This is a genomic window from Pelomicrobium sp. P1 (assembly GCF_052805615.1).
The window spans coordinates 15,186-38,463 of record NZ_JBRBEM010000016.1 but is presented as its reverse complement, the minus strand read 5'-3'; the positions used below and the strand labels follow the sequence as shown (position 1 = coordinate 38,463).

The 23,278-nt window shown below is 66.8% G+C and carries 28 protein-coding genes; 13 read left to right on the top strand and 15 right to left on the bottom strand.

Annotated features, from left to right (window positions below; genetic code table 11):
• Positions 1 to 16: 16 nt before the first annotated feature.
• Both rph and ACUVYZ_RS14575 read right to left on the bottom strand, forming a co-directional pair.
• The gene (gene rph / locus ACUVYZ_RS14580) at positions 17 to 736 is read right to left on the bottom strand and encodes a ribonuclease PH (protein ID WP_439935170.1); all 720 of its coding nucleotides are present in this window, start codon (positions 734 to 736) and stop codon (positions 17 to 19) included.
• 102 nt (positions 737 to 838) lie between these two features.
• Positions 839 to 1,576, bottom strand: coding sequence for a PP2C family protein-serine/threonine phosphatase (locus tag ACUVYZ_RS14575; RefSeq protein ID WP_439935169.1), 738 nt, complete (start codon positions 1,574 to 1,576; stop codon positions 839 to 841).
• Between the two features lie 150 nt (positions 1,577 to 1,726).
• Between ACUVYZ_RS14575 and ACUVYZ_RS14570 the strand changes: the two genes are divergently transcribed.
• The 5 genes from ACUVYZ_RS14570 (at position 1,727) to ACUVYZ_RS14550 (ending at position 6,234) form a co-directional block, all read left to right on the top strand.
• Positions 1,727 to 2,593 carry a YicC/YloC family endoribonuclease gene (locus tag ACUVYZ_RS14570; protein WP_439935168.1) on the top strand — a complete coding sequence of 289 codons (867 nt, stop codon included), beginning with the start codon at positions 1,727 to 1,729 and terminating at the stop codon, positions 2,591 to 2,593.
• Between the two features lie 91 nt (positions 2,594 to 2,684).
• Entirely contained in the window at positions 2,685 to 3,296 is a 612-nt protein-coding gene (gene gmk / locus ACUVYZ_RS14565) for a guanylate kinase (RefSeq protein WP_439935167.1), read from the top strand.
• 21 nt (positions 3,297 to 3,317) lie between these two features.
• Positions 3,318 to 3,524, top strand: coding sequence for a DNA-directed RNA polymerase subunit omega (gene rpoZ / locus ACUVYZ_RS14560; RefSeq protein WP_333839540.1), 207 nt, complete (start codon positions 3,318 to 3,320; stop codon positions 3,522 to 3,524).
• Between the two features lie 193 nt (positions 3,525 to 3,717).
• Positions 3,718 to 5,829, top strand: coding sequence for a RelA/SpoT family protein (locus ACUVYZ_RS14555; RefSeq protein WP_439935166.1), 2,112 nt, complete (start codon positions 3,718 to 3,720; stop codon positions 5,827 to 5,829).
• A 123-nt stretch (positions 5,830 to 5,952) separates the two neighbouring features.
• Complete coding sequence (locus ACUVYZ_RS14550; protein ID WP_439935165.1) at positions 5,953 to 6,234, top strand: hypothetical protein; 282 nt, start codon at positions 5,953 to 5,955, stop codon at positions 6,232 to 6,234.
• 15 nt (positions 6,235 to 6,249) lie between these two features.
• Here the strand turns inward: ACUVYZ_RS14550 and ACUVYZ_RS14545 are convergent, their stop codons facing one another.
• Positions 6,250 to 6,522, bottom strand: a complete 273-nt coding sequence (locus ACUVYZ_RS14545; RefSeq protein ID WP_439935164.1) for a hypothetical protein — start codon at positions 6,520 to 6,522, stop codon at positions 6,250 to 6,252.
• Positions 6,523 to 6,732: 210 nt separating this feature from the next.
• On the opposite strand from ACUVYZ_RS14545, the gene ACUVYZ_RS14540 reads away from it, so the two are divergent.
• The 8 genes from ACUVYZ_RS14540 to ACUVYZ_RS14505 all read left to right on the top strand — a co-directional run bounded on the left by ACUVYZ_RS14540 (position 6,733) and on the right by ACUVYZ_RS14505 (position 13,528).
• The gene (locus ACUVYZ_RS14540) at positions 6,733 to 7,788 is read left to right on the top strand and encodes a tartrate dehydrogenase (RefSeq protein WP_439935163.1); all 1,056 of its coding nucleotides are present in this window, start codon (positions 6,733 to 6,735) and stop codon (positions 7,786 to 7,788) included.
• 104 nt (positions 7,789 to 7,892) lie between these two features.
• Positions 7,893 to 9,365, top strand: a complete 1,473-nt coding sequence (locus ACUVYZ_RS14535) for a sensor histidine kinase (RefSeq protein ID WP_439935162.1) — start codon at positions 7,893 to 7,895, stop codon at positions 9,363 to 9,365.
• A 59-nt stretch (positions 9,366 to 9,424) separates the two neighbouring features.
• The gene (locus ACUVYZ_RS14530) at positions 9,425 to 9,916 is read left to right on the top strand and encodes a dihydrolipoamide acyltransferase (protein WP_439935161.1); all 492 of its coding nucleotides are present in this window, start codon (positions 9,425 to 9,427) and stop codon (positions 9,914 to 9,916) included.
• A complete protein-coding gene (locus ACUVYZ_RS14525) occupies positions 9,913 to 11,277 on the top strand; it encodes a sigma 54-interacting transcriptional regulator (RefSeq protein WP_439935160.1) in 1,365 nt (454 codons plus the stop codon). Before ACUVYZ_RS14530 ends, ACUVYZ_RS14525 begins: the two co-directional genes overlap by 4 nt.
• Before the next feature lie 287 nt (positions 11,278 to 11,564).
• A complete protein-coding gene (locus ACUVYZ_RS14520) occupies positions 11,565 to 11,786 on the top strand; it encodes a CsbD family protein (RefSeq protein ID WP_333840819.1) in 222 nt (73 codons plus the stop codon).
• Positions 11,787 to 11,838: 52 nt separating this feature from the next.
• Positions 11,839 to 12,408, top strand: coding sequence for a glycine zipper 2TM domain-containing protein (locus tag ACUVYZ_RS14515; protein ID WP_439935159.1), 570 nt, complete (start codon positions 11,839 to 11,841; stop codon positions 12,406 to 12,408).
• Between the two features lie 188 nt (positions 12,409 to 12,596).
• Positions 12,597 to 12,845, top strand: coding sequence for a hypothetical protein (locus tag ACUVYZ_RS14510; RefSeq protein WP_439935158.1), 249 nt, complete (start codon positions 12,597 to 12,599; stop codon positions 12,843 to 12,845).
• 71 nt (positions 12,846 to 12,916) lie between these two features.
• A complete protein-coding gene (locus ACUVYZ_RS14505) occupies positions 12,917 to 13,528 on the top strand; it encodes a trimeric intracellular cation channel family protein (protein WP_439935157.1) in 612 nt (203 codons plus the stop codon).
• Between the two features lie 41 nt (positions 13,529 to 13,569).
• On the opposite strand, the gene ACUVYZ_RS14500 is transcribed toward ACUVYZ_RS14505, so the two are convergent.
• The 12 genes from ACUVYZ_RS14500 to ACUVYZ_RS14445 form a co-directional block, all read right to left on the bottom strand.
• Positions 13,570 to 14,049 carry a DUF456 domain-containing protein gene (locus ACUVYZ_RS14500; RefSeq protein ID WP_439935156.1) on the bottom strand — a complete coding sequence of 160 codons (480 nt, stop codon included), beginning with the start codon at positions 14,047 to 14,049 and terminating at the stop codon, positions 13,570 to 13,572.
• A gap of 49 nt (positions 14,050 to 14,098) precedes the next feature.
• Positions 14,099 to 14,869, bottom strand: a complete 771-nt coding sequence (locus ACUVYZ_RS14495; RefSeq protein ID WP_446033079.1) for a tetratricopeptide repeat protein — start codon at positions 14,867 to 14,869, stop codon at positions 14,099 to 14,101.
• Between the two features lie 174 nt (positions 14,870 to 15,043).
• Positions 15,044 to 15,820, bottom strand: coding sequence for an ectoine/hydroxyectoine ABC transporter ATP-binding protein EhuA (ehuA, locus tag ACUVYZ_RS14490; RefSeq protein ID WP_439935154.1), 777 nt, complete (start codon positions 15,818 to 15,820; stop codon positions 15,044 to 15,046).
• Complete coding sequence (gene ehuD, locus ACUVYZ_RS14485; RefSeq protein ID WP_439935153.1) at positions 15,817 to 16,485, bottom strand: ectoine/hydroxyectoine ABC transporter permease subunit EhuD; 669 nt, start codon at positions 16,483 to 16,485, stop codon at positions 15,817 to 15,819. Before ehuD ends, ehuA begins: the two co-directional genes overlap by 4 nt.
• On the bottom strand, positions 16,482 to 17,144 hold the full coding sequence (gene ehuC, locus ACUVYZ_RS14480) for an ectoine/hydroxyectoine ABC transporter permease subunit EhuC (RefSeq protein WP_439935152.1): 663 nt from the start codon (positions 17,142 to 17,144) through the stop codon (positions 16,482 to 16,484). Before ehuC ends, ehuD begins: the two co-directional genes overlap by 4 nt.
• Positions 17,145 to 17,172: 28 nt before the next feature.
• Complete coding sequence (gene ehuB / locus ACUVYZ_RS14475) at positions 17,173 to 18,051, bottom strand: ectoine/hydroxyectoine ABC transporter substrate-binding protein EhuB (protein WP_439935151.1); 879 nt, start codon at positions 18,049 to 18,051, stop codon at positions 17,173 to 17,175.
• Positions 18,052 to 18,089: 38 nt separating this feature from the next.
• The gene (gene thpD, locus ACUVYZ_RS14470; protein ID WP_439935150.1) at positions 18,090 to 19,022 is read right to left on the bottom strand and encodes an ectoine hydroxylase; all 933 of its coding nucleotides are present in this window, start codon (positions 19,020 to 19,022) and stop codon (positions 18,090 to 18,092) included.
• Positions 19,023 to 19,110: 88 nt separating this feature from the next.
• A complete protein-coding gene (locus tag ACUVYZ_RS14465) occupies positions 19,111 to 19,509 on the bottom strand; it encodes an ectoine synthase (protein WP_439935149.1) in 399 nt (132 codons plus the stop codon).
• Complete coding sequence (gene ectB, locus ACUVYZ_RS14460; protein WP_439935148.1) at positions 19,506 to 20,819, bottom strand: diaminobutyrate--2-oxoglutarate transaminase; 1,314 nt, start codon at positions 20,817 to 20,819, stop codon at positions 19,506 to 19,508. Before ectB ends, ACUVYZ_RS14465 begins: the two co-directional genes overlap by 4 nt.
• Complete coding sequence (gene ectA / locus ACUVYZ_RS14455; RefSeq protein WP_439935247.1) at positions 20,816 to 21,298, bottom strand: diaminobutyrate acetyltransferase; 483 nt, start codon at positions 21,296 to 21,298, stop codon at positions 20,816 to 20,818. Before ectA ends, ectB begins: the two co-directional genes overlap by 4 nt.
• A gap of 150 nt (positions 21,299 to 21,448) precedes the next feature.
• Positions 21,449 to 21,952: a MarR family winged helix-turn-helix transcriptional regulator gene (locus ACUVYZ_RS14450; RefSeq protein ID WP_439935246.1), complete on the bottom strand. Its 504-nt coding sequence runs from the start codon at positions 21,950 to 21,952 to the stop codon at positions 21,449 to 21,451.
• Between the two features lie 369 nt (positions 21,953 to 22,321).
• Complete coding sequence (locus ACUVYZ_RS14445) at positions 22,322 to 22,834, bottom strand: hypothetical protein (protein WP_439935147.1); 513 nt, start codon at positions 22,832 to 22,834, stop codon at positions 22,322 to 22,324.
• Between the last annotated feature and the right edge of the window lie 444 nt (positions 22,835 to 23,278).

Below are 23,278 nucleotides of genomic sequence, written 5' to 3'. Positions count from 1 at the left end.
GCCCGAGACAGCCTCGTCAGCTCCGCCGCAGAACCTCTTTCTGAATAGCCACAAGCCGCTCGATGCCCGACTGGGCGAGATCCAGCAGCTCGTTCAGTTGCCCCCGGGTGAAGGGCTCCCCCTCCGCGGTGCCCTGCACTTCCACCAGCTTCAATGCCCCTGTCATGACGACGTTCATATCGGTGTCGCAGGCGGAGTCCTCCAGATAGTCCAAATCCAGGATCGGCACCCCCTCGTAGATGCCCACCGATACCGCCGCCACGTGGTCCTTGATGGGCCAGGCGTCGATCATCTGCTTGGCCAGCATGTATTCCACCGCGTCCCACAGGGCGACGAAGGCTCCCGTGATGCTGGCCGTGCGGGTGCCGCCGTCGGCCTGGATCACGTCGCAGTCGATCTGGAGGGTGCGCTCCCCGAGCCGGGAAAGATCCACCACCGCCCGCAGCGCCCGACCGATGAGCCGCTGGATCTCCTGGGTCCGCCCTGACTGGCGGCCCCGGGCCGCCTCCCGGTCAGTGCGGGTGCCGGTGGAGCGGGGCAGCATCCCGTACTCGGCGGTGAGCCACCCCTGGCCCTGCCCCTTGAGGAAGGCGGGCACTTTTTCGTCGATGCTGGCGGTGCACACCACCTTGGTGTCGCCGCATTCGATCAGCACCGACCCTTCGGCGTGCTTGGTGAAGCGGCGGGTGATACGCACCGGGCGCAGCTCATCGGGTCGGCGCTGGCTGGGTCGCATGGAGGAAATGTTCGAGAGCTGTCCGATAGCGCTAGGGCAAAGCGCCGGGATTGGACGGCGCGGAGCCGGCAAAATTCGCATTATAGTTCCGTGCCGAGCCCTCTATCCCAGCCAGCGGGCGGCGAGGAGGGTCACGTTGTCCGAAGCGGCGCCCCCTTCCATCTCGGCGGCCTGGGCCACCGCCGCCACCGCCTCCTCCAGGGGGTAGTTGCACAGGGCCGCGGCGAACTCCTCCTCTGGGAGCTGGCCCCACAGCCCGTCGCTGCAGAGAAGCACCACGTCCCCCGACCGGAGGGCGACGGGAGCGCCGATTTCCACGTATGGGGCCTCCCAACCGCCGAGGCAGTTGGTGAGGACCCCCCGCTCGGCAAGGAACACGGGGTCGGCGGCGGGAAGGACTCCCTGGTCGAGCAGCTCCTGGACCAAGGAGTGGTCCCGGGTGCGCGCCACCACCGAGCCCTCCCGCAGCAGGTAACCGCGGGAATCCCCCGCGTGGGCCCAGTAGGTCGTGCCCTCCTGCACCAGGCACGCTACGCAGGTGGTTCCCGGAGGGTTCCACAGGAGATGCTCTCTGGCATAGGCCTGGATGTCCTCGTGGGCTGCGGTCATGGCCTGGCGGAAGAACTCGGCCGGGTCGGCCAGCCGGGGAGCGGCAGCGGCCCGGTAGGCGCCGAGGAGGCGGTCCACCGCCAGCTGGGCTGCCACTTCGCCCCGGGGCGTTCCTCCCATCCCGTCGGCTAGGACCAGCAGGAGGGAGCCGTCGCTACGGGTATAGGCGGCCCGATCCTGGTTGATCCGGCGCCCGCCGAGGAGGCTTGCCTGGGCGACTTCCACGTTCATCGGGGCGTTCTCATCTTGGGATCGGACCGCAAGGTGGAAGGGAGCAAAGGCGGACGTCGGTGGGAGGCCGAAGTTATGGTATCGTTGCGCTCTGAAAATTCTGAATTTTTCCGTCCCTCGAGTAAAGCGCGAAGCGCCAGCGGCAAAAGCATGATCGCCAGCATGACGGGGTTCGCCGTCGCCTCCCGGGAGCTGCCCGAAGCGACCCTCAACGTGGAAGTGCGCTCGGTCAATCACCGCTTCCTCGACATCCAGACCCGGCTTCCGGACGAGCTGCGCAGCTTGGAGTCGGAGGTCCGGGAGCTGCTGGCCGGCCGGCTCACCCGGGGCAAGGTGGACTGCCGGATCGGCCTGGTTCCCAAGCCTGCGCTCCAGCACGGCGCGGCCCTCAACGCCGAGGCGCTGGAGCGGTTGAAAAGCCTGGAGCTTTCGGTGCGCTCCGCCTTTCCCCAGGCTCCCGGGCTCACCGTGAGCGACGTGCTGCGCTGGCCCGGCGTCTTCGACCAGGCGACCCTCTCCGCGGACACGGTGCGGGAGCCGTGCCTGGCCCTGCTCGAGCAGGCGCTCAACGACCTGGTGGCGGCCCGGCGCCGGGAGGGGGAGAGGCTCAAAGAGCTCCTGCGCGAGCGGGTCGCCCGGATGGAGGCGCTGGTGGAGGAGGTGACGCCCCGCATCCCGGCCCTCATCGCTGCCTACCAGGAGCGGCTGTCCAACCGGCTTCGGGAAGCGATGCTGAACCTGGAGGACGAGCGCATCCGCCAGGAGTTCATGCTGTTCGCCAGCAAGATCGACGTGGACGAAGAGCTCAGCCGGCTCACCGCCCATCTCCAGGAAGTGAAGCGGGTGCTGGCGAGCGGCGGCCCGGCGGGCAAGCGCCTAGACTTCCTCATGCAGGAGCTGAACCGGGAGGCCAACACCCTGGGGGCGAAGTCGGTGGACGCCGAAGTCTCCCGCATCGCCATGGAGCTCAAGGTGCTGATCGAGCAGATGCGCGAGCAGATCCAGAACATCGAGTGAGCGTAAAGACGTAAGCCGTGAAGCCCATGCCGTCGACCCCCTTTAACCCCGGCGCCTTCGACCTCCGCCGGCGCCCCCTGCCCCGCGCCCGATGAGCGGCATCCTCTTCATCGTCGCCGCCCCCTCCGGAGCCGGTAAGACCAGCCTCGTCGCCGCGTTGCTGGAGCGGGACCGAAACCTGCGCCTCTCGGTGTCTTACACCACGCGCCCGCCCCGGGAAGGGGAGGTGGACGGCCGCCATTACCACTTCGTCGACCCGTCCACGTTCCAGGAGATGCTGGAGCGGGGGGAGTTCCTGGAAAGCGCCGAGGTCTACGGCAACCGCTACGGCACTTCCCAGGCCTGGGTGCGCCGCCAGCTCGAAGCCGGGACGGACGTGCTGCTGGAGATCGACTGCCAGGGGGCAGCCCAGGTGCGGCGACTGATGCCGGAGGCGGTAGGTGTCTTCATCCTCCCGCCCTCGATGGAGGTGCTCAAGCGCCGGCTGGAAAAGCGGGGCACGGAACCCCCCGAGGCGATCGCCCGGCGGCTGGCAGCCGCCCGGGCGGAAATGGGCCGTGTCGGAGAATTTGACTATGTTATTATCAATAACCGGTTTGACGAGGCGCTCGATGACCTGGCCTCGGTGGTACGGGCCGAGCGGCTGAAGGTGGCACGGCAGCTCGAGCGCCACCGCCCGCTGATCGAGTCGCTCACGAAATAAGGCTTTGAGGATAAAAGGGAAATGGCTCGTATCACGGTCGACGACTGCTTGAAGCACATTCCGAACCGTTTCGAATTGACGCTGGCCGCCACCTATCGGGCGCGCCAGATCGCCCATGGCGCCGCCCCTCTGATCGAGGGGCTCAAGGATAAGCCGACGGTCATCGCCCTGCGGGAGATCGCCGCCGGCAAGGTGGGGCTGGAGGTCCTCAACAAGGGGCAGTTGTAGCGCCAGCGCAGCGGTTCGACGTTCCCCGCTCCCCTCTCTCGCGCTCAAGGATCGACCGACTCCCGGCTGGGTCCCATGGAAGGTTCGTTGCAGCTCCCACGTTCCGGCGGCTGCCGCGGACTGCCGGGCCGCATCGGCGGCACTGCGGAACCGTCCGGCGGGCGGCGATTGAAAACGACGGGCGAGCGTTGACATGGCGGAAGCGGAACTCCTGTTCAAGGAACTCTCCGGATATCTCAAGCCGGAGGACGTGGTTCAGCTCGAATCCGCCTACCACTTCAGCAAGGCCGCCCATCACGGCCAGTTCAGAAAGAGCGGCGACCCGTACATCTCCCATCCCCTCGCGGTGACCCAGATCCTGGCGCAGATGCGCTTGGACGCCCAGGCGCTCACCGCGGCGCTGCTGCACGACGTGATGGAGGACACCAAGGTCACCAAGGCCGAGATCGCTTCCATCTTCGGCAACCCGGTGGCCGAGCTGGTAGACGGGGTCTCCAAGCTCGACCGCATCGAGTTCCAGAGCGCGGAGGACGCCCAGGCGGAGAACTTCCGCAAGATGCTACTCGCCGTCTCCCGGGACGTGCGCGTCATCCTCATCAAGCTGGCCGACCGGCTGCACAACATGCGCACCCTGAAGTCGGTGGAGCCCGAAAAGCGCCGCCGCATCGCCCGGGAAACCCTGGAGATCTACGCCCCCATCGCCAACCGCCTGGGGCTCAACGCCATCTACCAGGAGCTGCAGGATCTCGCCTTCCGCCACCTCTATCCCAATCGCTACAAAGTGCTCGCCAAGGCGGTGAAGGCGGCCCGGGGCAACCGGCGCGAAGTGGTGCACAAGATCCAGGCCACCCTCCAGCACAAGCTCAAGGAGGCCGGCATCGATGCCGAGGTGCACGGGCGGGAAAAGCACGTCTACAGCATCTACAAGAAGATGCGGGAGAAGTCCCTCTCCTTCGGCCAGGTGCTGGACATCCTCGGCCTTCGGATCATCGTCAAGGACATCCCCTCCTGCTACCTCGCCCTGGGCGTGCTGCACGGGCTCTACAAGCCCATTCCCGGAAAATTCAAGGACTATATCGCCATCCCCAAGGCGAACGGTTACCAGTCGCTGCACACCACGGTCTTCAGCCCCCTGGGCACCCCCATCGAGGTGCAGATCCGCACCCGCACCATGCACCGCATCGCCGAGAGCGGCGTGGCCTCCCACTGGCTGTACAAGACCTCGGACGCCGAGTTCAAGGAGCTGCACCAGAAGACCCACCAGTGGCTGCAAAGCCTGCTGGAATCCCTCTCCGAGTCCCGGGACTCGGTGGAATTCCTCGAGCACCTGAAGGTGGACCTCTTCCCGGACGAGGTGTACGTGTTCACCCCCAAGGGCAAGATCCTGGCGCTGCCGCGGGGGGCCACGGCGGTGGATTTCGCCTACGCCGTACACACCGACATCGGCAACCGCTGCGTCGCGGCCAAGATCAACTACGAGCTGATGCCCCTCAGGACCGAGCTCAAGAACGGGGATCAGGTGGAGATCATCACCGCGAGCCACGCCAAGCCCAATCCCTCCTGGCTCAACTACGTAGTGACCAGCAAAGCCCGTTTCGAGATCCGCCACTTCCTGCGCACCATGCAGTACGAGGAGTCGGCCGAGCTGGGCGAGCGGCTGCTGGCCCAGGCCGTGACTGCCCTGGGCGGCAAGCTGGAGGACATTAGCGACCAGCAGTGGGACAAGCTGGTACGGGAGACCAGCGCCAAGTCCAGGCAGGAGATCCTGGCCGACATCGGCCTCGGCAAGCGGCTGGCGGTGGTGGTAGCGCGCATGCTGGTCGCTCCCGGCGGCGAGGCCCAGCGGGGGGAGATGCCTTCCGCTGGCGCCATCACGCTCCTCGGCACCGAGGGCATGGCGGTGCAATACGCCCGCTGCTGCCGGCCCATTCCCGGCGACCCGATCATCGGCCTGATCAAGAAGGGCCAGGGCCTGGTCATCCACACCCACGACTGCCCGATGATCGGCAAGACCAAGGGCGACCCGGAGAAGTGGCTGGACGTGCAATGGGACCCGGGCATCACCCGCTCCTTCGGCGTCACCATCCGGCTGGTGGTGGCCAATCAGCGCGGGGTGCTGGCCAAGGTGGCGGCGGAGATCGCCGAAGCGGGCAGCAACATCGAGAACGTGAGCATGGACGGGGAAGGAGCCTACACCACCATGAACTTCACCCTGCAGGTGAAAAACCGCATCCACCTGGCCAGGGTGATGCGCAGCCTGCGCCGCATCCCCGAAGTGGCCCGCATCACCCGGGTCAAAGGCTAATCCCCTCCTCTGCCACTTCCCACCTGACTTAGGTCAATGACGGCCGCCCAACGTGCGGGTATTGTCGCCGGCGCTCGCGGGGTGGCTTGCGCCCCGGGGCAATCCCCATTCGAGGAGGAGACCATGCAAAAACCGTTGATTGCGATGATGTTCGCGGGCGCCCTGAGCCTTGCCGGATGCGCTGGCTTCGTGCCCCAGGATAAACCCGCGCTTTCCGTGGAGGCCCAGACGGCCCTGCTCCAGGCGGAGCAGGACATCAAGTTCGCCGAAAGCCGCAAGGGGGACACGACCGCCGCCCGCAAGTCCTACCAGCAGGCCCAGGAAGCCGCGGCCAAGGGAGACGAGGCGGCGGCCATCAAGCACGCCTGGGAGGCCAGCCAGGCGGCCGTCAAGTCGGTCAAATAGGCCGTCGGCCCCGCTTCAGCGCGCCTCCCGCTCGATCCGCTCGCGCATGCCGCGCTCGCGCTCTTCCAGGGCGGGCGCGGCTTCTTTCGCCCGCTCCAGCGCCCGGCGCTCTTCGCGGAAAATCTTCCGCTGGACGTCCTCGGACTCCATCCGGGGGACCGGGGGACCGCTGGGGGGCCGGGGCTTGTCCTCGCACCCGGCAAGCGCCGCGGCGAGCACGAGCATCGCCCCCAGCGCCCGGCGCGTGAGGGCGCTCCTCGGGCCGGCTTCGGTGCGGTGCGTTTCCATGATTTTCATTATAGAGGCCCGGACCCGGCGTCCCGACCCGCGCCGCGCCGGCTATAATACGCGATCACGAACCGGCCCGCGGGGCTCAGGTGCGAGCCGCGCGGCCTTTTCCCCGATGGTACCCCAACCCGACGGCTCCGGCGGTCCCGGTGCGGCCCCTGCGACCCGAACCTCGCCCCGTTCGCAGCCCGATCAAGCGAGAGAGGAACCATGCCCAAATACAAGATCGCCACGATCCCCGGCGACGGCATCGGCAAGGAAGTGGTGCCGGAAGGCATCCGCGTGCTGGAGGCCGCCGGGCGCAAGTTCGGCATCGAGTTCCAGTGGGATCACTTCCCCTGGAGCTGTGAGTACTACACCCGTCACGGGCGCATGATGCCCGAGGACGGACTGGAGACGATCCGCCGCCACGACGCCATCTATCTCGGCGCGGTAGGCTTTCCCGGCGTTCCCGACCACGTGTCCTTGTGGGGCCTGCTGATCCCGATCCGCCGGGGCTTCCAGCAGTACGTGAACCTGCGCCCGGTGCGGCTCATGCCCGGCGTGCCCTGCCCCTTGAAGGACAAGAAGCCCGGCGACATCGATTTCTGGGTGGTGCGGGAAAACAACGAAGGGGAATATTCTTCGATCGGGGGCCGCATCTACGAGGGCACCGAGCACGAGGTCGTGGTGCAACAGAGCACTTTCACCCGCCGGGGAGTGGACCGCATCCTGCGCTATGCCTTCGAGCTCGCCCGCCGCCGGCCAGCGAAGCACGTGACTTCCGCCACCAAGTCCAACGGCATCTCCATCACCATGCCCTACTGGGACGAGCGCTTCAAGGCCATGGCGGCCCAGTACCCGGACGTGCGCGCCGACCAGTATCACATCGACATCCTGAGCGCCCACTTCGTGCTGCACCCGGAATGGTTCGACGTGGTGGTGGGCTCCAACCTCTTCGGCGACATCCTGTCCGACCTGGGGCCCGCGGTGACCGGCACCATCGGCATCGCGCCGTCGGCGAACCTCAACCCCGAGCGGGAATTCCCTTCCTGCTTCGAGCCGGTGCACGGCTCCGCCCCGGACATCTACGGCAAGAACATCGCCAACCCCATCGGCCAGATCTGGTCCGGTGCCATGATGCTGGAACACCTGGGCCACGCGGAAGCGGCACAAGCGATCGAGCGCGCCATCGAAACGGTGGTCGCGGAAGGACCGCGCACCCGCGACATGGGAGGCACCGCCTCCACCGCCGAGGTGGGCCAGGCCATCGCTTCCGCGCTTTGAAAAGCCGCGCCCTCCCGTTGGCGCTGAACGGCGGCGCTGCTACCATTTGAGCGCCCTTCCGCTTCCGAGCGGGAGGGCGTTCTTGCCCCTCTATATCCTTGCCCATGCGGGTCCGCTACCCCAAGTCGTTCCTCGCCCTGCTGTTCGTCGGGCTCACCCTGGTCGCGCTGCCCCTCATCTTCGCCCTGGTCAACAACGCGGTGGCGATCGACCGCCTCACCAACCAGGGACAGAAGGCGGTCTACGAGGCGACGCGCCTCATCCAGGAGAGCCGGGCGCTCTCCGAGTCGGTGACCGGCATGGAGCGGGTCGCGCGCCAGTACCTGGTGCTGCGCGACCGGTCGCTGCTCGACGGCTATGGGAACTTGCGGGAAGGATTCCTGAGAAGCGCTCGCCTGCTCCAGCATTCCCGGCTGGCCGAGGGGCAGCGGGCGTTGCTCGCCGAGATGGTCGAGCGGGAGGAAGCCATTCACCGCCAGCTCGCGGCGCTGTCGCCGGCCAACCCGGAAGCAGCGGCCAAGGACCAGGAAGCGCAGCAGCTCCAATGGATCGCCGTGGCGTTCGAATCCCTGTCCCAGGGGGCGCAGAAGCTGGTGATCCACAGCAACGAGGTGATCGACCGGGAAGTGGAAACGCTGCGCCAGATGTCGCAGAAGGCCTACGAGATCATGATGCTACAGATGCTGGCGCTGGTGCCGGTGGCGATCTTCCTGGTGGTGGGCTTTCCCCTGCTCATCGTGCCCCCCATCCGGCAGCTCGCCCAGGGCATACGCACCCTGGGCGAGGGACGGTTCGATCTGGAAATCCGGGTCGACGGCCCTCAAGATCTGCGCTACCTGGGCCAGCAGCTCGACTGGCTGCGGCTGCGGCTGATGGAGCTGGAGGAACAGAAGAAAAAGTTCCTGAGCCACGTGTCCCACGAGCTGAAGACCCCGCTCACGGCGCTGCGGGAGGGCTCCGACCTGCTGGCGGATGAAGTGGTGGGCAAGCTCAATCCCGAACAGAAGGAGATCGCCCGCATCCTGCGCCAGAGCAGCCTCCAACTCGGCCGGCTGATCGAGGACCTGCTCGCCTACAGCGCGTCCCAGTTCCGGAAGGGAAAGCTCAACATCAAACAGGTTAAAATGAGCGACGTGGTAAAGAGCGTCGTCAACGATCATAAACTGGCGCTGCGCGCCCGCTCGATCCAACTGGAACTCGACTGCGAGGCCGTGTACGTGTCCGGCGACGAGGAGAAGCTGCGGACCGTGGTGGACAACCTGGTTTCCAACGCCATCAAGTTCACGCCCGAGGGCGGCCGCGTGCGCGTCGAACTGCGCCGCGACGACGACGCGGCAGTACTGGACGTGATCGACGACGGGCCCGGCATCCCGCCCGAGGAGCGGGAGCGGGTGTTCGCGCCGTTTTTCCAGGGCCGCGCCCAGCAATCGGCGGCGGTCAAGGGATCGGGGCTGGGGCTGTCCATCGTCAAGGAGCACGTGCTGGCCCATGGCGGACGGGTGGAAGTGGTGGACCGCGCCGCGCCGGGGGCTCATTTCCGGGTCACCTTGCCCCTCAACCCATGGGTCGGCGCGTGAAGCCGGGGTCGCGGCTTTTCCTGTTGGCGGCGGCGCTCGCTCTTGTCGCAGGCTGCGCCGTGCCTCCGCTCGGCGAGGGCGAGCGGCCGGAGCCGGTCATCCCCGGCCTCACCCGCCCCGTCAGCGACGTGGAGGCGTTGCTCGACTACTACGAGCGCTTGACGAAACTCCAGGGACAGGAGCTGGCCAAAGAGTACGAGCGGGTCCGGCAAACCTACGCCAGGGCCCGCAGCGACTATAACCGGCTCCAGCTCGCGCTCCACGGCGCGCTGCCCGGAGCGGGCCCGGAAGATCAGATCCAGAGCCTGAACCTCCTGGAGCCCCTGGTGAAGTCGAACGACCAGAGAAACGGCGACCTGCGGCGGCTCGCCCTGCTGCTGCACGGCCTGATCCAGGAGCACCGGCGGCTCGCGGAAGGCTTGAACGCGGCCAGCCAGAAGGCCAAGGAAGAACAAAAGCGCGCCGAGGACCTGCAGCAGAAGCTCGACGCCATCAAGAGCATCGAAAAGAACCTGATCGAGCGCGAACAGCAGATGCGCAAGCAGCGATGACCAGCATTCCCCAGCGCATCCTGGTGGTGGACGACGATCCCGGCATCCTGCGGCTGCTCACCCTGCGGCTGCAGTCGGCAGGCTACGCCGTCACCTCGGTGGAGAGCGCCGAAAAAGCCCTCTCGGCCATCGAGGCGGCCCGGCCCAATCTGGTGATCACCGACCTGCGCATGGGCGGCATGGACGGCATGGCCCTGTTCGACGCCTTACACCGGGCGCACCCGACCCTGCCGGTGATCATTCTCACCGCCCACGGCACCATTCCCGACGCGGTGGCGGCCACCAAGCGCGGTGTGTTCGGCTACCTCACCAAGCCGTTCGAGGCCCAAGAGCTGCTGGAGCAGGTGGCGAAAGCGATCAGCGTCTCCGGCGGTGTTTCCGCCGGTACCTCCGCCCTGGGCGATCGGGAGTGGCGCAGCGAAATCATCACCTGCAGCCCCCTGATGGAGGACCTGCTGGCCCAGGCCCGACTGGTGGCGGCGGGAGATGCCAGCGTGTTCATCCAGGGCGAGTCCGGCAGCGGCAAGGAACTGCTCGCCCGGGCCATCCACAAGGCCAGCGCCCGGGCCCAGGCGCCCTTCGTCGCGGTCAACTGCGGCGCGATTCCCGAACAACTCCTGGAATCCGAGCTGTTCGGCCACGTGAAGGGCGCCTTCACCGGCGCCACCCGCGACCACAGCGGACTGTTCCAGGCGGCCCACCAGGGCACCCTGTTCCTGGACGAGATCGGCGACATGCCCCTCACCCTGCAGGTGAAGCTGCTGCGGGTGCTGGAAGACAAGCAGGTGCGCCCGGTGGGGTCCACCCGCAGCATCCCGGTGGACGTGCGCATCATTTCCGCCACCCATCGGGATCTGGAGGCCCTCAAGAACACGGGCAACTTCCGTCAGGACCTGTACTACCGGCTGAACGTGGTTTCCCTCACGGTCCCTTCGCTCGCGCAACGGCGCGAAGACATCCCGCTCCTTGCCACCTACTTCCTGCACCGCCTGGCGAACAAGTACCGCAAGGCGGTGGCCGCTTTCGCCCCCGAGGCGATGGAGCTCTTGGCCCAGGCCTCCTGGCCCGGCAACGTGCGGCAATTGCAGAACGTGGTGGAGCAGACGGTGGCCCTCGCCACCAGCCCCATCATACCCGCCACCCTGGTGCAGAACGCCATTCAGCACGAGCAGGACGAAATCACCTCTTTCGAGGTGGCGCGCACCCGTTTCGAGCGGGAATACCTGGCGCGGCTGCTCAAGATCACCGGCGGCAACGTGAGCCAGGCGGCCAAGCTGGCGAAGCGCAACCGCACGGAGTTCTACAAGCTGTTGCAACGCCTGCAGCTCGACCCGGCCCTGTTCAAGCGGCCCAGGGACTGAGCCGTCCACCCCGTCCGGCGATTCCGGGAAGGACTCTTTGCGTCCGGCCCGTCGTTGGCCGGCGACTTTAAAAACATGCTCTAAGTCAGCGTGTTACAAGAGATTTGCGGTTGCGCTGTCGCCGATCGACGACAGTTCTCCGCTTTGGTCCCGCCAGAAAATTCCGCCCTTTTAAAACTAACTCAATGATTGTTAAAAAAATGCTCCCCCTTGGCACGCCCCTTGCCATAGCTTGGTGGCTGGAGGCCTGCGAGGCGCCAGCGACTGAGATCAGGGAGCACCAAAAAATGGCCATCGACGTCCTAAACAGCAATTGGAAAGAAATCCGCGCCCACGCCAAACAGTGGTGGGGCGAGCTGACCGAAGACGACCTGGATGAGGTGGAAGGCCGGCGCGACCGGCTGATCGATCTGCTGCAGCAGCGTTACGGCCATACCCGCGAGGAAGCGGAGGTGGACGTGGAACGCTTCCTGGTGCGCGCCAGCAGCTTCATTCGACCCAATCACTGAAAAGTCGCGGCAAGGCACGGCTTCCGGAGGCAAGAGGGACAGTGGGGGCGACATGGTGAACAACAACAGCAGCCTGCTTTACCCATTGATGATCATCGCGGCGATGGCGGTGATCCTGTTCAGCATCGTGGGCATCGCCACCATGACGGGTCACCTACCCGCGGCCTTCTCGGAAGTCCAGGAAGGGCAGGCGACGAGCAGGACGAATGCGGCGGCGAGGCCGGACGCGCCGAAGCCGGCCGCCGCCAGGACGGCGGCGCCTGCGCCCGTCGCGAGGGCGGCCCCCTGCCCGGACTGCGGCGTGGTCGAGTCCGTCACGGCTTCCGAGGTCAAGGGACAGCCGTCCGGGGTGGGCATGGTGGCCGGCGGTGTCACCGGCGGGGTGATCGGTAACCAGATCGGCGGCGGCAGCGGCCGTACCATCGCCACTATCGTGGGCGCGGCGGGAGGCGCTTACGTGGGCAACGAAATCGAGAAAAACGCGAAGAAAACCACAGTTTACCGGATCACGGTGCGCATGGACGACGGTACCACCCGCACCTTGACTCAAGAGACGCCGCCTGGATTCGGTATCGGCGAAAAGGTGCGCATCGTGGATGGGCGCCTGGTGGCAAGAGGTTGAGGCTACTTAGGTAAAAGGCACCTGCAGGGAACTCAAGGCAAGCGAAAGGAATCCCAGCACGCAGAAGCGATTCTTCGGCGAAGACAAGGAACCCCCAAGTTGGCCCGCTATTTTCTCCTCCGGCGGGCTTTTTTTTGGAGCGTCAATGGACGCCCGCGCGGTGCGCGGGTGCTAACCCGGAGTCACCCATGAAAGCCTTGCGCTTTTTCATTCTCGTGAACGTCGCCCTGCTCGCCGCCGGGTGCGCCGCGACCCAGCCGAGTCGTCCCAATGTGAACTTGTCCGGCTATCCGCCGGCCTTCCAGGAAGGTTATGCCGACGGCTGCCACAGCGCCCGAACCCTGATCGGCGTGCGCAAGGACGAGGCCCGTTTCAAGAACGACAGCCTCTACGCCCAGGGCTGGCGGGACGGCTACGACATCTGCAGTAAGCGCTGATTTTCACCCAGGAGTCTTTCCACCACCGGGACCGGCCAGGCCGTACAATCTCGGCCCTGGGGGTAAAAACCGTGAACGAGGGGCTCTACGCCATCGGGCTGTGCGCGGTGGCAGTCAACGCGGCCACCGGCGTGCTGGAAGCCGGAAGGAAGCCCATCGACCTTTTCGGCATGGTGGTGGTGGCGCTCGCCGCGGCCCTGGGCGGAGGCACGCTCCGGGACCTGCTGCTGGATCGCCCGGTGTTCTGGATCGCCGATGTCTCATACCTGTGGACCGCCGTGGCCGCCGGGCTCGCCACGTTCGTCCTGGTGAGGCGCCTGCGGCTGCCCCTCAACCTGTTCCTCATTCCCGACGCGCTGGGGCTCGCCTTGTTCACCGTGCTCGGCACTCAGATCGCCCTGGCCATGGAGATGGACGGGTTCGTGGCCAGCTTGATGGGGGTCATCACCGGTGTCTTCGGCGGGGTGCTGCGGGACGTCCTGTGCAACGAGGTGCCGTTGGTGTTCGGCGGCGAGCTTTACGCGACGGCGGCCTGGGCCGGCGCTCTGCTGCTGGTGGCCTTGAACCACTTCGGCATAGACGCCAACGCTTCCGCGGCCCTGGCCACCGCAGCCGTTCTGGCCCTGCGCCTGGCGGCGATCCGCTGGCGCATCCGGCTGCCCATCTTCGTCGCCAGGCGCTAGCTGTGACGGTTCGAGGGCCGCTCCACCCTGTGCCGGATCTTCTATATCAAGTAAGCGGTCACGAACACGCCCACCATGGTGAACGCCAGGGCGAGCTTCGCCAGGGTGCCGAGCAGGAGCCCTACCCAGGTTCCGATTCCGGCGCGGGCGGCCCGGCTCCAGTCGCTGCGGGTGAGATATTCGCCGATCACCGCGCCGACGAAGGGTCCCAGCAACAGACCGGGCAGGCCGAAGAACACGCCCACCACGGTGCCGACGGCGGCGCCCGCCACCGCCCGGGCGCTCGCGCCGACCCGCTCCGCCCCCAAGGCGCTCGCCACCAGGTCCACGAGGACCGCCGCCAGGGTGAGTGCCGCCAGGACGGCCACGGTGACGACGCTGACATGCTGAAAATCGTCCATCCAGGCGGCGAGCAGCAGGGCGGCAAAGACCAGGGGAACGCCCGGCAGCCCGGGGAGCACGGTGCCGAGAAGGCCTGCCACCACCAGGGCGATCACCAGAAGCCAGAGCCAGACGTTCACCGCAGGACGCCCCGACTCACGACGCTGCGCTCAATCCATGCAGCGGGAATCACCACCCGTACGGATAGCCCCAGGGATAGGGGCCGAAACCGATCCCGTAGGACCACCCCCGATGCCATGGCCGGTCGTGACGGTCCAACCAGACGTGGGTGCCCCAATAATCCTGCCATGCGCGCCGGTACGCCTCGGCCTGGGCTTCCGCTTCACGCCGCGCTTGTTCCGCCGCCTGGAAGCGGCGCTCCTCCTGGAGGACGCCCTCGGCGCGCCGGCGCCACTCAGCGGCGCGCTCCGGATCCCGGGGGACACCGAAGCCTTCTTCGTAGATCCTCGCGAGCCGCTGCTGCGCTTCGAGCAGTCCTGCCTCGGCGGCGCGCCGGTACCAGCCCAGGGCTTGCTCCATGTGCCCCTCCCGCTCCCTGAGGCGGGCGAGGGCGAGGGCCGCGTTGGGGTGCCCCTGCTCTGCGGCGCGCTCGAACCAGCGGGCCGCCCGATCCGGGTCGAGGGGGGCGCCGCGGCCCTGGGCGTACATCTCGCCCACGGCGAACTGGGCAGCCACGTCGCCCAATTCCGCAGCCCGCTCTTTCCACTCCAGCGCCCGCGCCGGGTCCGGCGCCACGCCACGTCCCCGGGCGTACAGGTCTCCCAGCAGCCAGGCCGCGCGGGCATCGCCTCTCTCCGCCGCCGCCGCAAACCCGCGTTCCGCCGCAGCGTAGTCTCCGCCCACGTAAGCACGCCAGGCGTCTTCGAAGGCCGCTGCCGCCGGCGCCGTAATGGCAAATCCGACTACCAAGAGAAGTGCTTTCGCGTACCTCGTGCTCATTGCTGCACCCGCCTTGCGCCGGTTCTGGACCCTGCCGCAGTCCATGTTCCGGCGTTTTCAGTCTAGCACAGGCGCGCTCGCCCCTTGCCCGATCCGCCGCCCGCTCTGCTCTTCGCCGAATGGCAACCGCCCATGACCTTTCGCGCTGCCGCGGCTCGCGCATATCGGATGCTTCTAGCCTTCCGAAGAAAGGATCGAATCCAGGAACTGCCGGGTGCGCGGCTCCTGGGGATCGCGGAAGATCCGCTCTGGCGAGCCGTCTTCCAGGATGCGGCCCTGATCGAAGAACAGCACCCGGTCGGACGAGCGCTCGGCGAATTTCATGTGATGGGTGACGATCAGCATGGTCATGCGCCTTCCCCGGGCGAGCTCGTCCAGGAGCCGCAGAATCCCGCCCACCAGCTCGGGATCGAGGGCCGAGGTGATCTCGTCGAACAGCATGATCTCGGGCTCCATCGCCAGCGCCCGGGCGATCGCGACCCGCTGCTTCTGGCCGCCGGAAAGCTCTGCCGGATAGGCGTTGCGCTTGTCGGCGAGGCCCACCCGTTCGAGCTGCGCGACTCCCAGGGCTTCGGCCTCGGCGCGACTCAAACGCCGCACGCGCATCGGCGCCTCGATCACGTTGGCGAGCGCCGTCATGTGGGGAAACAGATTGAAGTGCTGGAACACCATGCCCACCTTGCCCCGCAGGCGGCGCACGTGGCGCTCGTCGGCCTGCACCTCGCGGCTGTTGCACACCGTGGTCCATAACGGCTCGCCCATGATCTCGATGCGCCCAGCGTCGGGCCGGTCCAGGGCCATCAGCAGCCGCAGCAACGTGGACTTGCCCGAACCGCTGGGGCCGATGACGGCCACCGTCTGGCCGGTCGGCATCTCCAAGTCCACGCCCCGGAGCACCTCCAACTCGCCGTAGCGCTTCCTCACGCCCTCGAGGCGAACCGCCACCCTCATCCCGTTCTCCCCAGGGCAGCGGCAAGCTGTCGTTCCAGGGCGCGAACGCCCGCCGCCGCGACAAGGCTGACCGCCAGAAACAGCACGCCCACCAGGGTGAGCGGCTCCGTATAGCGGAACGTCTCGGCGCCGATCACCTTAGCGGTTTGCAGCAGCTCTAGCACAGTGATGGCGGAGAGCAGGGGCGTATCCTTGAACATGGCGATGAGGTAGTTGCCCAAGGCCGGCACCACCGGCGGAATCGCCTGGGGGATCACGACCCGGATGTACGTCTGCATTCGGCTCATGTTCAGCGCCGCCGCCGCTTCCCACTGGCCCCGGGGCACCCCGTCGAGCCCGGCCCGGTAGACTTCGGAACAGTAAGCGCCGTAATGCAAGCCGAGGGCCAGTACCCCGGTGGCGAAGGCCGAGAGCTGCACGCCAAAGCCGGGCAGCACGTAGAAGAGGAAATAGATCTGAACCAGCAGGGGCGTGCTGCGCACGAACTCCACGAAACCGACAACAGGAAGCCGCACCACCGGCAGCCGCGCGCGGCGGGCGATCGCCAGAAGGAGCCCGAGGGTAAGGGCGATCAGCATGCCCCCGAGGGTCGCCTGGACCGTGACCACCAGCGCCCGGGCGAGCCGGGGCACGATTTCCAGGGCGAAGGCCCAGTCGAAGATCACCGCACGCCCCCCCGCTCCAGACCCCGTGAGGCGAGAAACTCGAGCCCGCGCAGAAGCGCGGTGATCACCAGCGCGGCGCCGAAGTACATCGCCAGCACCAGGCTGAAGATCATTTCGGTCTGCAGCGTCTCGGAGCGCAGCGTCTGGGCCCGGAACGTGAGATCGGTGATGGTGATCAAGGACACCAGCGCCGTGTTCTTGAGGAGCTCGATCAGGAGGTTGCCGGCCGGGGGCAGCATGGCCGGGATTGCCTGGGGCAGGACCACGCGCGCGAGCGTCTGCCAGGGGGTGAAGCTCAACGCCGCCGCAGCCTCCCGCTGGCCTCGCGGCACCGCGAGAATGGCGCCCCGAACGACCTCGGCGCCGTACGCGCCGGTGTTCAGGGCGAGGACCAAGATTCCGACCGCCATGGCGGGCAGATTCAAGCCGAAGAGGGGCAGCACGAAATAGAACCAGAAGAGCTGCACCAGAGCGGAGGTGCCGCGGAACACTTCCACGTATGCCGTGGCCGGCCAGCGCACGGCTCGCCAGGGCGAGAGGCGCGCCAGCCCGGCGGCGAGCGCGATGGGCACAGACAACAGCGCTGCGCCCGCGGTGAGGCGCAGTGTCACCGCGAGCCCGTCCAGCAGAGGCGGGACCAGGTCCAGCACGGACGCCATCGTTACTCGCCAGCGTGCAGGTCCTGACCTAGCCTTGGCACAGCTCTGCCGCCGTGACCTCGCCCGGCAGGTCCGCTTGCGTGAAGCCGAAACGCGCAACTAATTGCAGGTGCTCCTGGGTTCCGATGAACGTTTCGAGCTCGCGATTGAACGCCTCGACCAGGTCCCGATCGCTTTTGCGAAATCCGAACCCGCCGTAGCCGATCGCCGGCTTGCCGTCGATCACCGGCTGTCGGAACGGATCGGCCCGCTCGACCCAGGTATTTCCGACCTCGGCCTTTCCCAGCAGGTCGCGCACGGTGAGGGCCGTCGCCGCGTACGCGTCCACGCGCCCGGCCTCGACGCCCGCCAGCGCGTTGGCCGCGCTAGGGAACACGACGACGCGCTCGTCGGGAATGCCCAATGCCCGGGCGTACCCTCGCTCCACCGCGCCCGCAACGACGCCGAGCTTCGCCTCCGGGTGGCGCGCCATGTCCTCGTAGCTGTGCAGTCCGAGGGGATTTCCCTGCTTGACGATGAACGCCTGGCCAATGGCGTAGGTCGGGTTCGAGAAGGCGATGCGTTCGCACCGCCGCGGCAGGATGTACATCCCGGTGGCGATGATGTCGAACCGCCCGGCCTGCAATCCCGGGATCAGGGATCCGAACTGGGTGAGCACGCCCTCCACCTTCTCTATCCCTAAGCGGCGCAGGATGACCCGCGCCACCTCCGGCGCCTCGCCGGTCGCGCGATTGCGCTGGGTGTCGAGATAGGCAAAGGGCGCCTCGTCCGCGAAACCGATGCGGATGCTTTCTTCCCGCCGAGCCCGTTCGAGGGTCGATCCGTCTCCCAAAGCGGACGGATCCGAGCAGCCGGCCAGCAGCAGGACCGCCGCAACCGCGGCGGCCAGAAGCGACCGGAGCGTCATCCATTCCTCCCGATGAGGCGCCCGTCCAGCGAATGCGGTCATACGCCTCTCTTTACCGCCTGCGGAACCACCGGCTCAATGGGCGAGAAGTCGCTGCGGGTAGCGATGAACTCGGGCCGGGGAGTCAGACCGTGCAGCGGAGCGCCCAGCGCGTTCTCCACGCTGTTGTAGACGAAGAACAGGTTGCTGCGGGGATCGGGGGTGATGTTGCTATTGGACCCGTGCATGGCGTTGCAGTCGAAAAACACCACCGATCCGGCCGGCCCCTTCATCGACTCGATCCCGCCCCGGTCCACCAGGAAGCGCAGGCTGGCCTCGTCCGGCACGCCGTACTCCTGCTTCCTGAGGGACTGCTTGTAGTGCTCATCGGGCGTCTCGCCCACGCACTGGATATAGTGCATGTGGGAGCCAGGGATGATCATCAGCGGGCCGTTGTGCTCGTCGTTGTCGGTGAGCAGGATCGAGCAGGAAACCGCCCGCATGCGCGGCATGCCGTCTTCCACGTGCCAGGTCTCGAAGTCGCTGTGCCAGTAGAACTCTTTGCCCTTGAAGCCGGGCTTGCGGTTGGCGCGTGACTGGTGGATGTAGACCTGGCTGCCTAGGATCTGGCGGGCGATGTTCACCAGCCGGATATCGCGCGCGAGCTGGTCGAGCACGGGGCTCAGGCGATGTACCATGAAGACCGAGCGCACCTCGCCGCTGCCCGGCTCGGCGATCACCTCGTCGCGGCCCTCGAGCTTCGGATCGTGGGCCAATCTCTCCACCTCGCTCAGGAATCGCGCAACCTCCTCCGGGCTGAAAAGCTGCTTCAGGAGAATGAAGCCCTTTTTGGCGTAGCGGGCGAGCTGGTGTTGCGACAGGTCCGTCGGGCCCTGTTCCTTCCAGCCATCATAGACCACGGGATCTTGGCGCAGGATGATCGCGGCTTCGCTGTCGGATCGCGATTTATAGACGTCGGTCACGGTAATCATGTTTCCGCTGCCTCCAATACTCGGTTGCGGAAGCGGCCAGCCGGGCGCCGGTGCCACGGCCTCACGCACGCCTCAGCGCGCTCGCCACCTAGCCGGCGGCCGCCTCCTCGGTGATCGGATAGACGCCCTCTTCGTCGTGCACTTCGGCGCCGGTGAGGGGCGGATTGAACACGCACACCAGGCGCATGTCGGTGCGGGCGCGAAGGACGTGCTTGTCGTGCCGGTCCAGGGCGTACAGGGTTCCCGGCGTGATGGAGTGGATCGCGCCGTCCGCCAGCGTCTCCACTTCGCCTTCGCCCTCGACGCAGAACACCGCCTCCAGGTGATGGCGGTACCACATGGACGTCTCGGTGCCGGCATGGATGATGGTCTCGTGCAGCGAAAAGCCCATGCCGTCCCGCTTGAGTAGCAGCCTGCGGCTCACCCAGTTGGGCGCGTGCACGTCGCGCTCGGTGCCGAGCACGTCGGATACCCTGCGCACGATCATCGGCCGCCCCCCGCCGCCTTCTTCAGGGTGCGGACGTTGGAGCTGGTGGCGAGGCGAACGCCCAGCGTCTCGGCGACGCATTGCTCCAGGAGGTACAGCCCGTCGGCCAGCAGCTCGGTATCGATGGTCAGGGGCGGTAGCAGCTTGATCACGTCGTCTTCTGCGCCCGACGTTTCCATCACGAGGCCGCGCTTGAACGCGGCCGCCGTGATCCGGTTGGGCAGCCCCGGGACCTGCGACGCCAGCCCCTGGATCATCCCGCGCCCTCGGGCTTCGAACTGGCCGCCGGGATAAGCGTCGGCGATGTGCTCGAGCCACAGGCGCATGATCTTGCCCTTGCGCTCCACCTCCCGGGTGAGATCGCCGCTGCTCCAGTAGCGCAGCAGCGCCTCGCGGGCAGTGACGAATGCCAGGTTGTTGCCGCGGAACGTGCCGTTGTGGGCGCTCGGGCGCCAGACGTCCAGCTCGGGCTTCATCAGGACCAGGGACATGGGCAGCCCGAAGCCCGAGAGGGACTTGGACAGGGTGACGATATCTGGGCTGATGCCGACGCCTTCGAAGCTGAAGAAGGTACCGGTGCGCCCGCAACCCACCTGGATGTCGTCCACGATCAGCAATACGTCGTGGCGCCGGCACACCTGCTCCAGACGCCGCAACCACTCGAAGCGGGCCGCGTTCACGCCACCCTCGCCCTGCACGGTCTCGACGATCACCGCGGCGGGGACATCGATGCCGCTCGATTTGTCCGCCAGCAGGCGGTCGAGCAGCTCCGTGGTATCGACCCCGTCGATGTAACCGTCGTAGGGCATGAACTGCACGTTGGGCAGCGGCTGGCCCGCAGCGGAGCGGAACTTCTCGTTGCCGGTCGCCGCGAGGGACCCGCCGGTGACCCCGTGAAAGGCGTTGGTGAAGGCGATGATGCCGGTGCGGCCTTTCGCCTGGCGCGCGAGCTTGAGGGCCGCCTCGACCGCGTTGGTGCCGGTGGGTCCAGGGAACTGGACCTTGTAGTGCATGCCCCGCGGTTGCAAGATCACGCGCTCGAAGGTCTCCAGAAACTCCTTCTTGGCGGTCGTGGCCATGTCGAGGCCGTGGACGACGCCGTCGTGCTCCAGGTAGTCCAGCAGCCGGGCCTTCATTCCCGGCTCGTTATGGCCGTAGTTGAGCGTTCCCGCCCCGGCGAAGAAATCGATGTAGCGGTTGCCGTCCTCGTCCCACAGGATGGGGCCCTGCGCCTTGGTGAAGACCGCGGGGAACGAACGGACGTAGCCCCGCACCTCCGATTCCAGTCGATTGAAAATTCTCAGGTTCATGCCATCTCTCCTTTCTCGGCTGGTTTCTGGATCGGGCCGATCACAAGCAAGCGTTCTTCCTCGTGATCCTCGGTCCCGAACATTTGCGGCGTGAACAGGGGGCGTTCCTCGATCCGCGCATCGAGCGCCCGGGCGAGGGCGGCGAACATGGCCCGCGACGCCCCGTTGCCGGGCGAAACGGTGGTCTCGATCCGGGTGATGCGAGAAAGGGCTTTTCGCTTCAGCAGTGCGAGCAGCATGCGCTTGCCAAGGCCCCGGCCGCGCGCATCCGGACGCACCGCCACCTGCCAGACGAACAGGGTGTCCTCCCGGCGCGGAGGGACGTAGGCGGATACGAACCCGACCGCCCGCCCGTCCTCCCGCGCCAAGATGCAGGTCTCGGCGAAATGGTGGGCCAGCAACAGGTAGGCGTAAGTGGAGTTGACGTCGAGGGGCGGGCAGGCGCGGATGAGCCTGCGGATCTCGTCGCCGTGCTCGATCGTCGGCGGTGCCAGTTGGATGGGCCGCTGGTCGGCCTGGGAATATTCCGTGCTGATCGCGATAAGCCTGCCTCCTCGTCCATACGATAGAGATGATCCAGGGGAAAAGCCCCGTGCCGCGGACCCGACACCCGCTTCAGCGCAGTTCCCTCAGGGTCGGCTGAGGGGCCCGGTTTCGAGAATCGGCGCGGAATCGATGTGCTGGGCCTCCATGAGCTGCACGATGCGCTCCAGCGCCAGGGCGATGGCGGCCTGCTCCAGTTCCGGCAGGCGGTTGAGACCTTGAGCTAGCCGCTCCTGTAGCGGCGAAGGCGCCTGGGCGGCTAGGGCCGCCCCTCGTTCGGTCGCGCTGACCCGAACGATGCGCCGGTCCTCCACCCCGCGGCTGCGGGTCACCAGGCCCTTCTCCTCCAGCCGGTCCAGGATGCCCACCACGGTGCTCGGGGAAAGGTGCACTTCTTTGGCCAACGCGGTGGCGGTCATCGGCCCGCCGTTCACCACCGCCAGCAGGCACACGAGCTGCGGCGCGGTGATGTGGCTCTGGGACTCCAACTGCTTGGAGTACATGTCCACGCAGCGGATGATGCGCCGGATGGCGCGCAAGACTCGCAAATCGTATCGGACACTCGCCCGGCCATCCTCCACCTCCGGGATCGCCTCGAGCCGGGGAGGAGGTTGGGCGCCGGTAGCCGTCTCCTCGACCAGGGGGAGCGGCTCGATCCTAGGGTCGACGCTGGTTACCATGAGCGGCCTCGCCATGAAATTTCGACAGAAATCATCCTGAATATTATTATTTCTTCTGAAATGATGTTAATCATAATCAATTTCCACGGCCTGTCAACCCTAGGGGCTTTCGAATGGTGAAACACAGATCAGGCAGCGGCGAGTCGCCCGGGGGTTTCCGCGCTTCGGCAGCGTGGTCTTCCCGGCCGAAGCCTCGCCGTAGCGAGGCGTGAAAGAGCTCGGTGGGTGGCGGTAGACCCCGAGAATCGCCGCAGAGGCGGCCCGCGCCCCTGGGGAGTCTCAGGGCGCTTTGGGAGGCGGCCCGCCCGCGAGTTGCTTGAGGAGGTGGGACTCCCGCTTGTAGAAACCCTCCGTGTGAAAGGTTTCCGGCAGCCGGTAGAGCTCGTAGTCCAGGTGATGGCACAGCTCGTGTAGTACCGTGCGCAGGAAGGTGCGGAACTTCACCACCTGCCCCCGCTGGGCAGTGCGCATCCAGACCGAGATCTTGGGCGGCGTTGCGTCCCCGGTGGGCTCGTACAGGCCATGGAGCTCGCCGCCCGCCACCTGGGGCCGGGTCTTGTACACCTTGATGCGCACCGGCGGCACGCCCAGCCGTCGGGCAAGCTCGTCCAGCAACCGCTGACAGGCCAGCTCCGTGGCGCCGGGATGCTCGGCGGCCAGGGCCTGGGCGATGAGGTCCACCAGGGGATGCAGGTCCTCCACGCCGGGCACGGGCACCGCCTCGATCCTGTCGCTCGCGTCGTAGACGCGCTTGCGGCGGGGGCTCAAACGGTCGTAGAAGGCAAAAGGCATGGCGTCGAGGAAGCGCGGGGCGATTCTAACCGCCCGCTTCCCTAGGTGGAAAGGGCGAAGGGAAAAGGGGCTGACGCCCGACCTTCTCTCTCCGTGTCGCGCTGCGGGCTTTGCAAAGGCTCGAGACAAGCGCTTGACGATTTCTAACAAATCGGCGCGCTGAACTTAAGCCCGATCTCTTCGAACCTCCGTCCTGCCAAGTGAGTGCTAGCTTGCGCGGAAAGGAAGGCCGGAGCTTGTCCGATGTCCTGATGGCAGCCGCACCCCAAGCGCCCAGTTTCATCCCGAGTGAGGTGGAGCGAGGGGCCTAGGTGTTTCAGGAACGAGTCCGCCTTAAGGCATGCTGAAGGGTTCGCCAGGGCGCCGGGGAAACCCGCTTAGCGGCGGCCGAAGCCCCGCGTCCCGCGGCCAGGCATTAGAATGCCAAAGCTAAGCCGGGCCTCC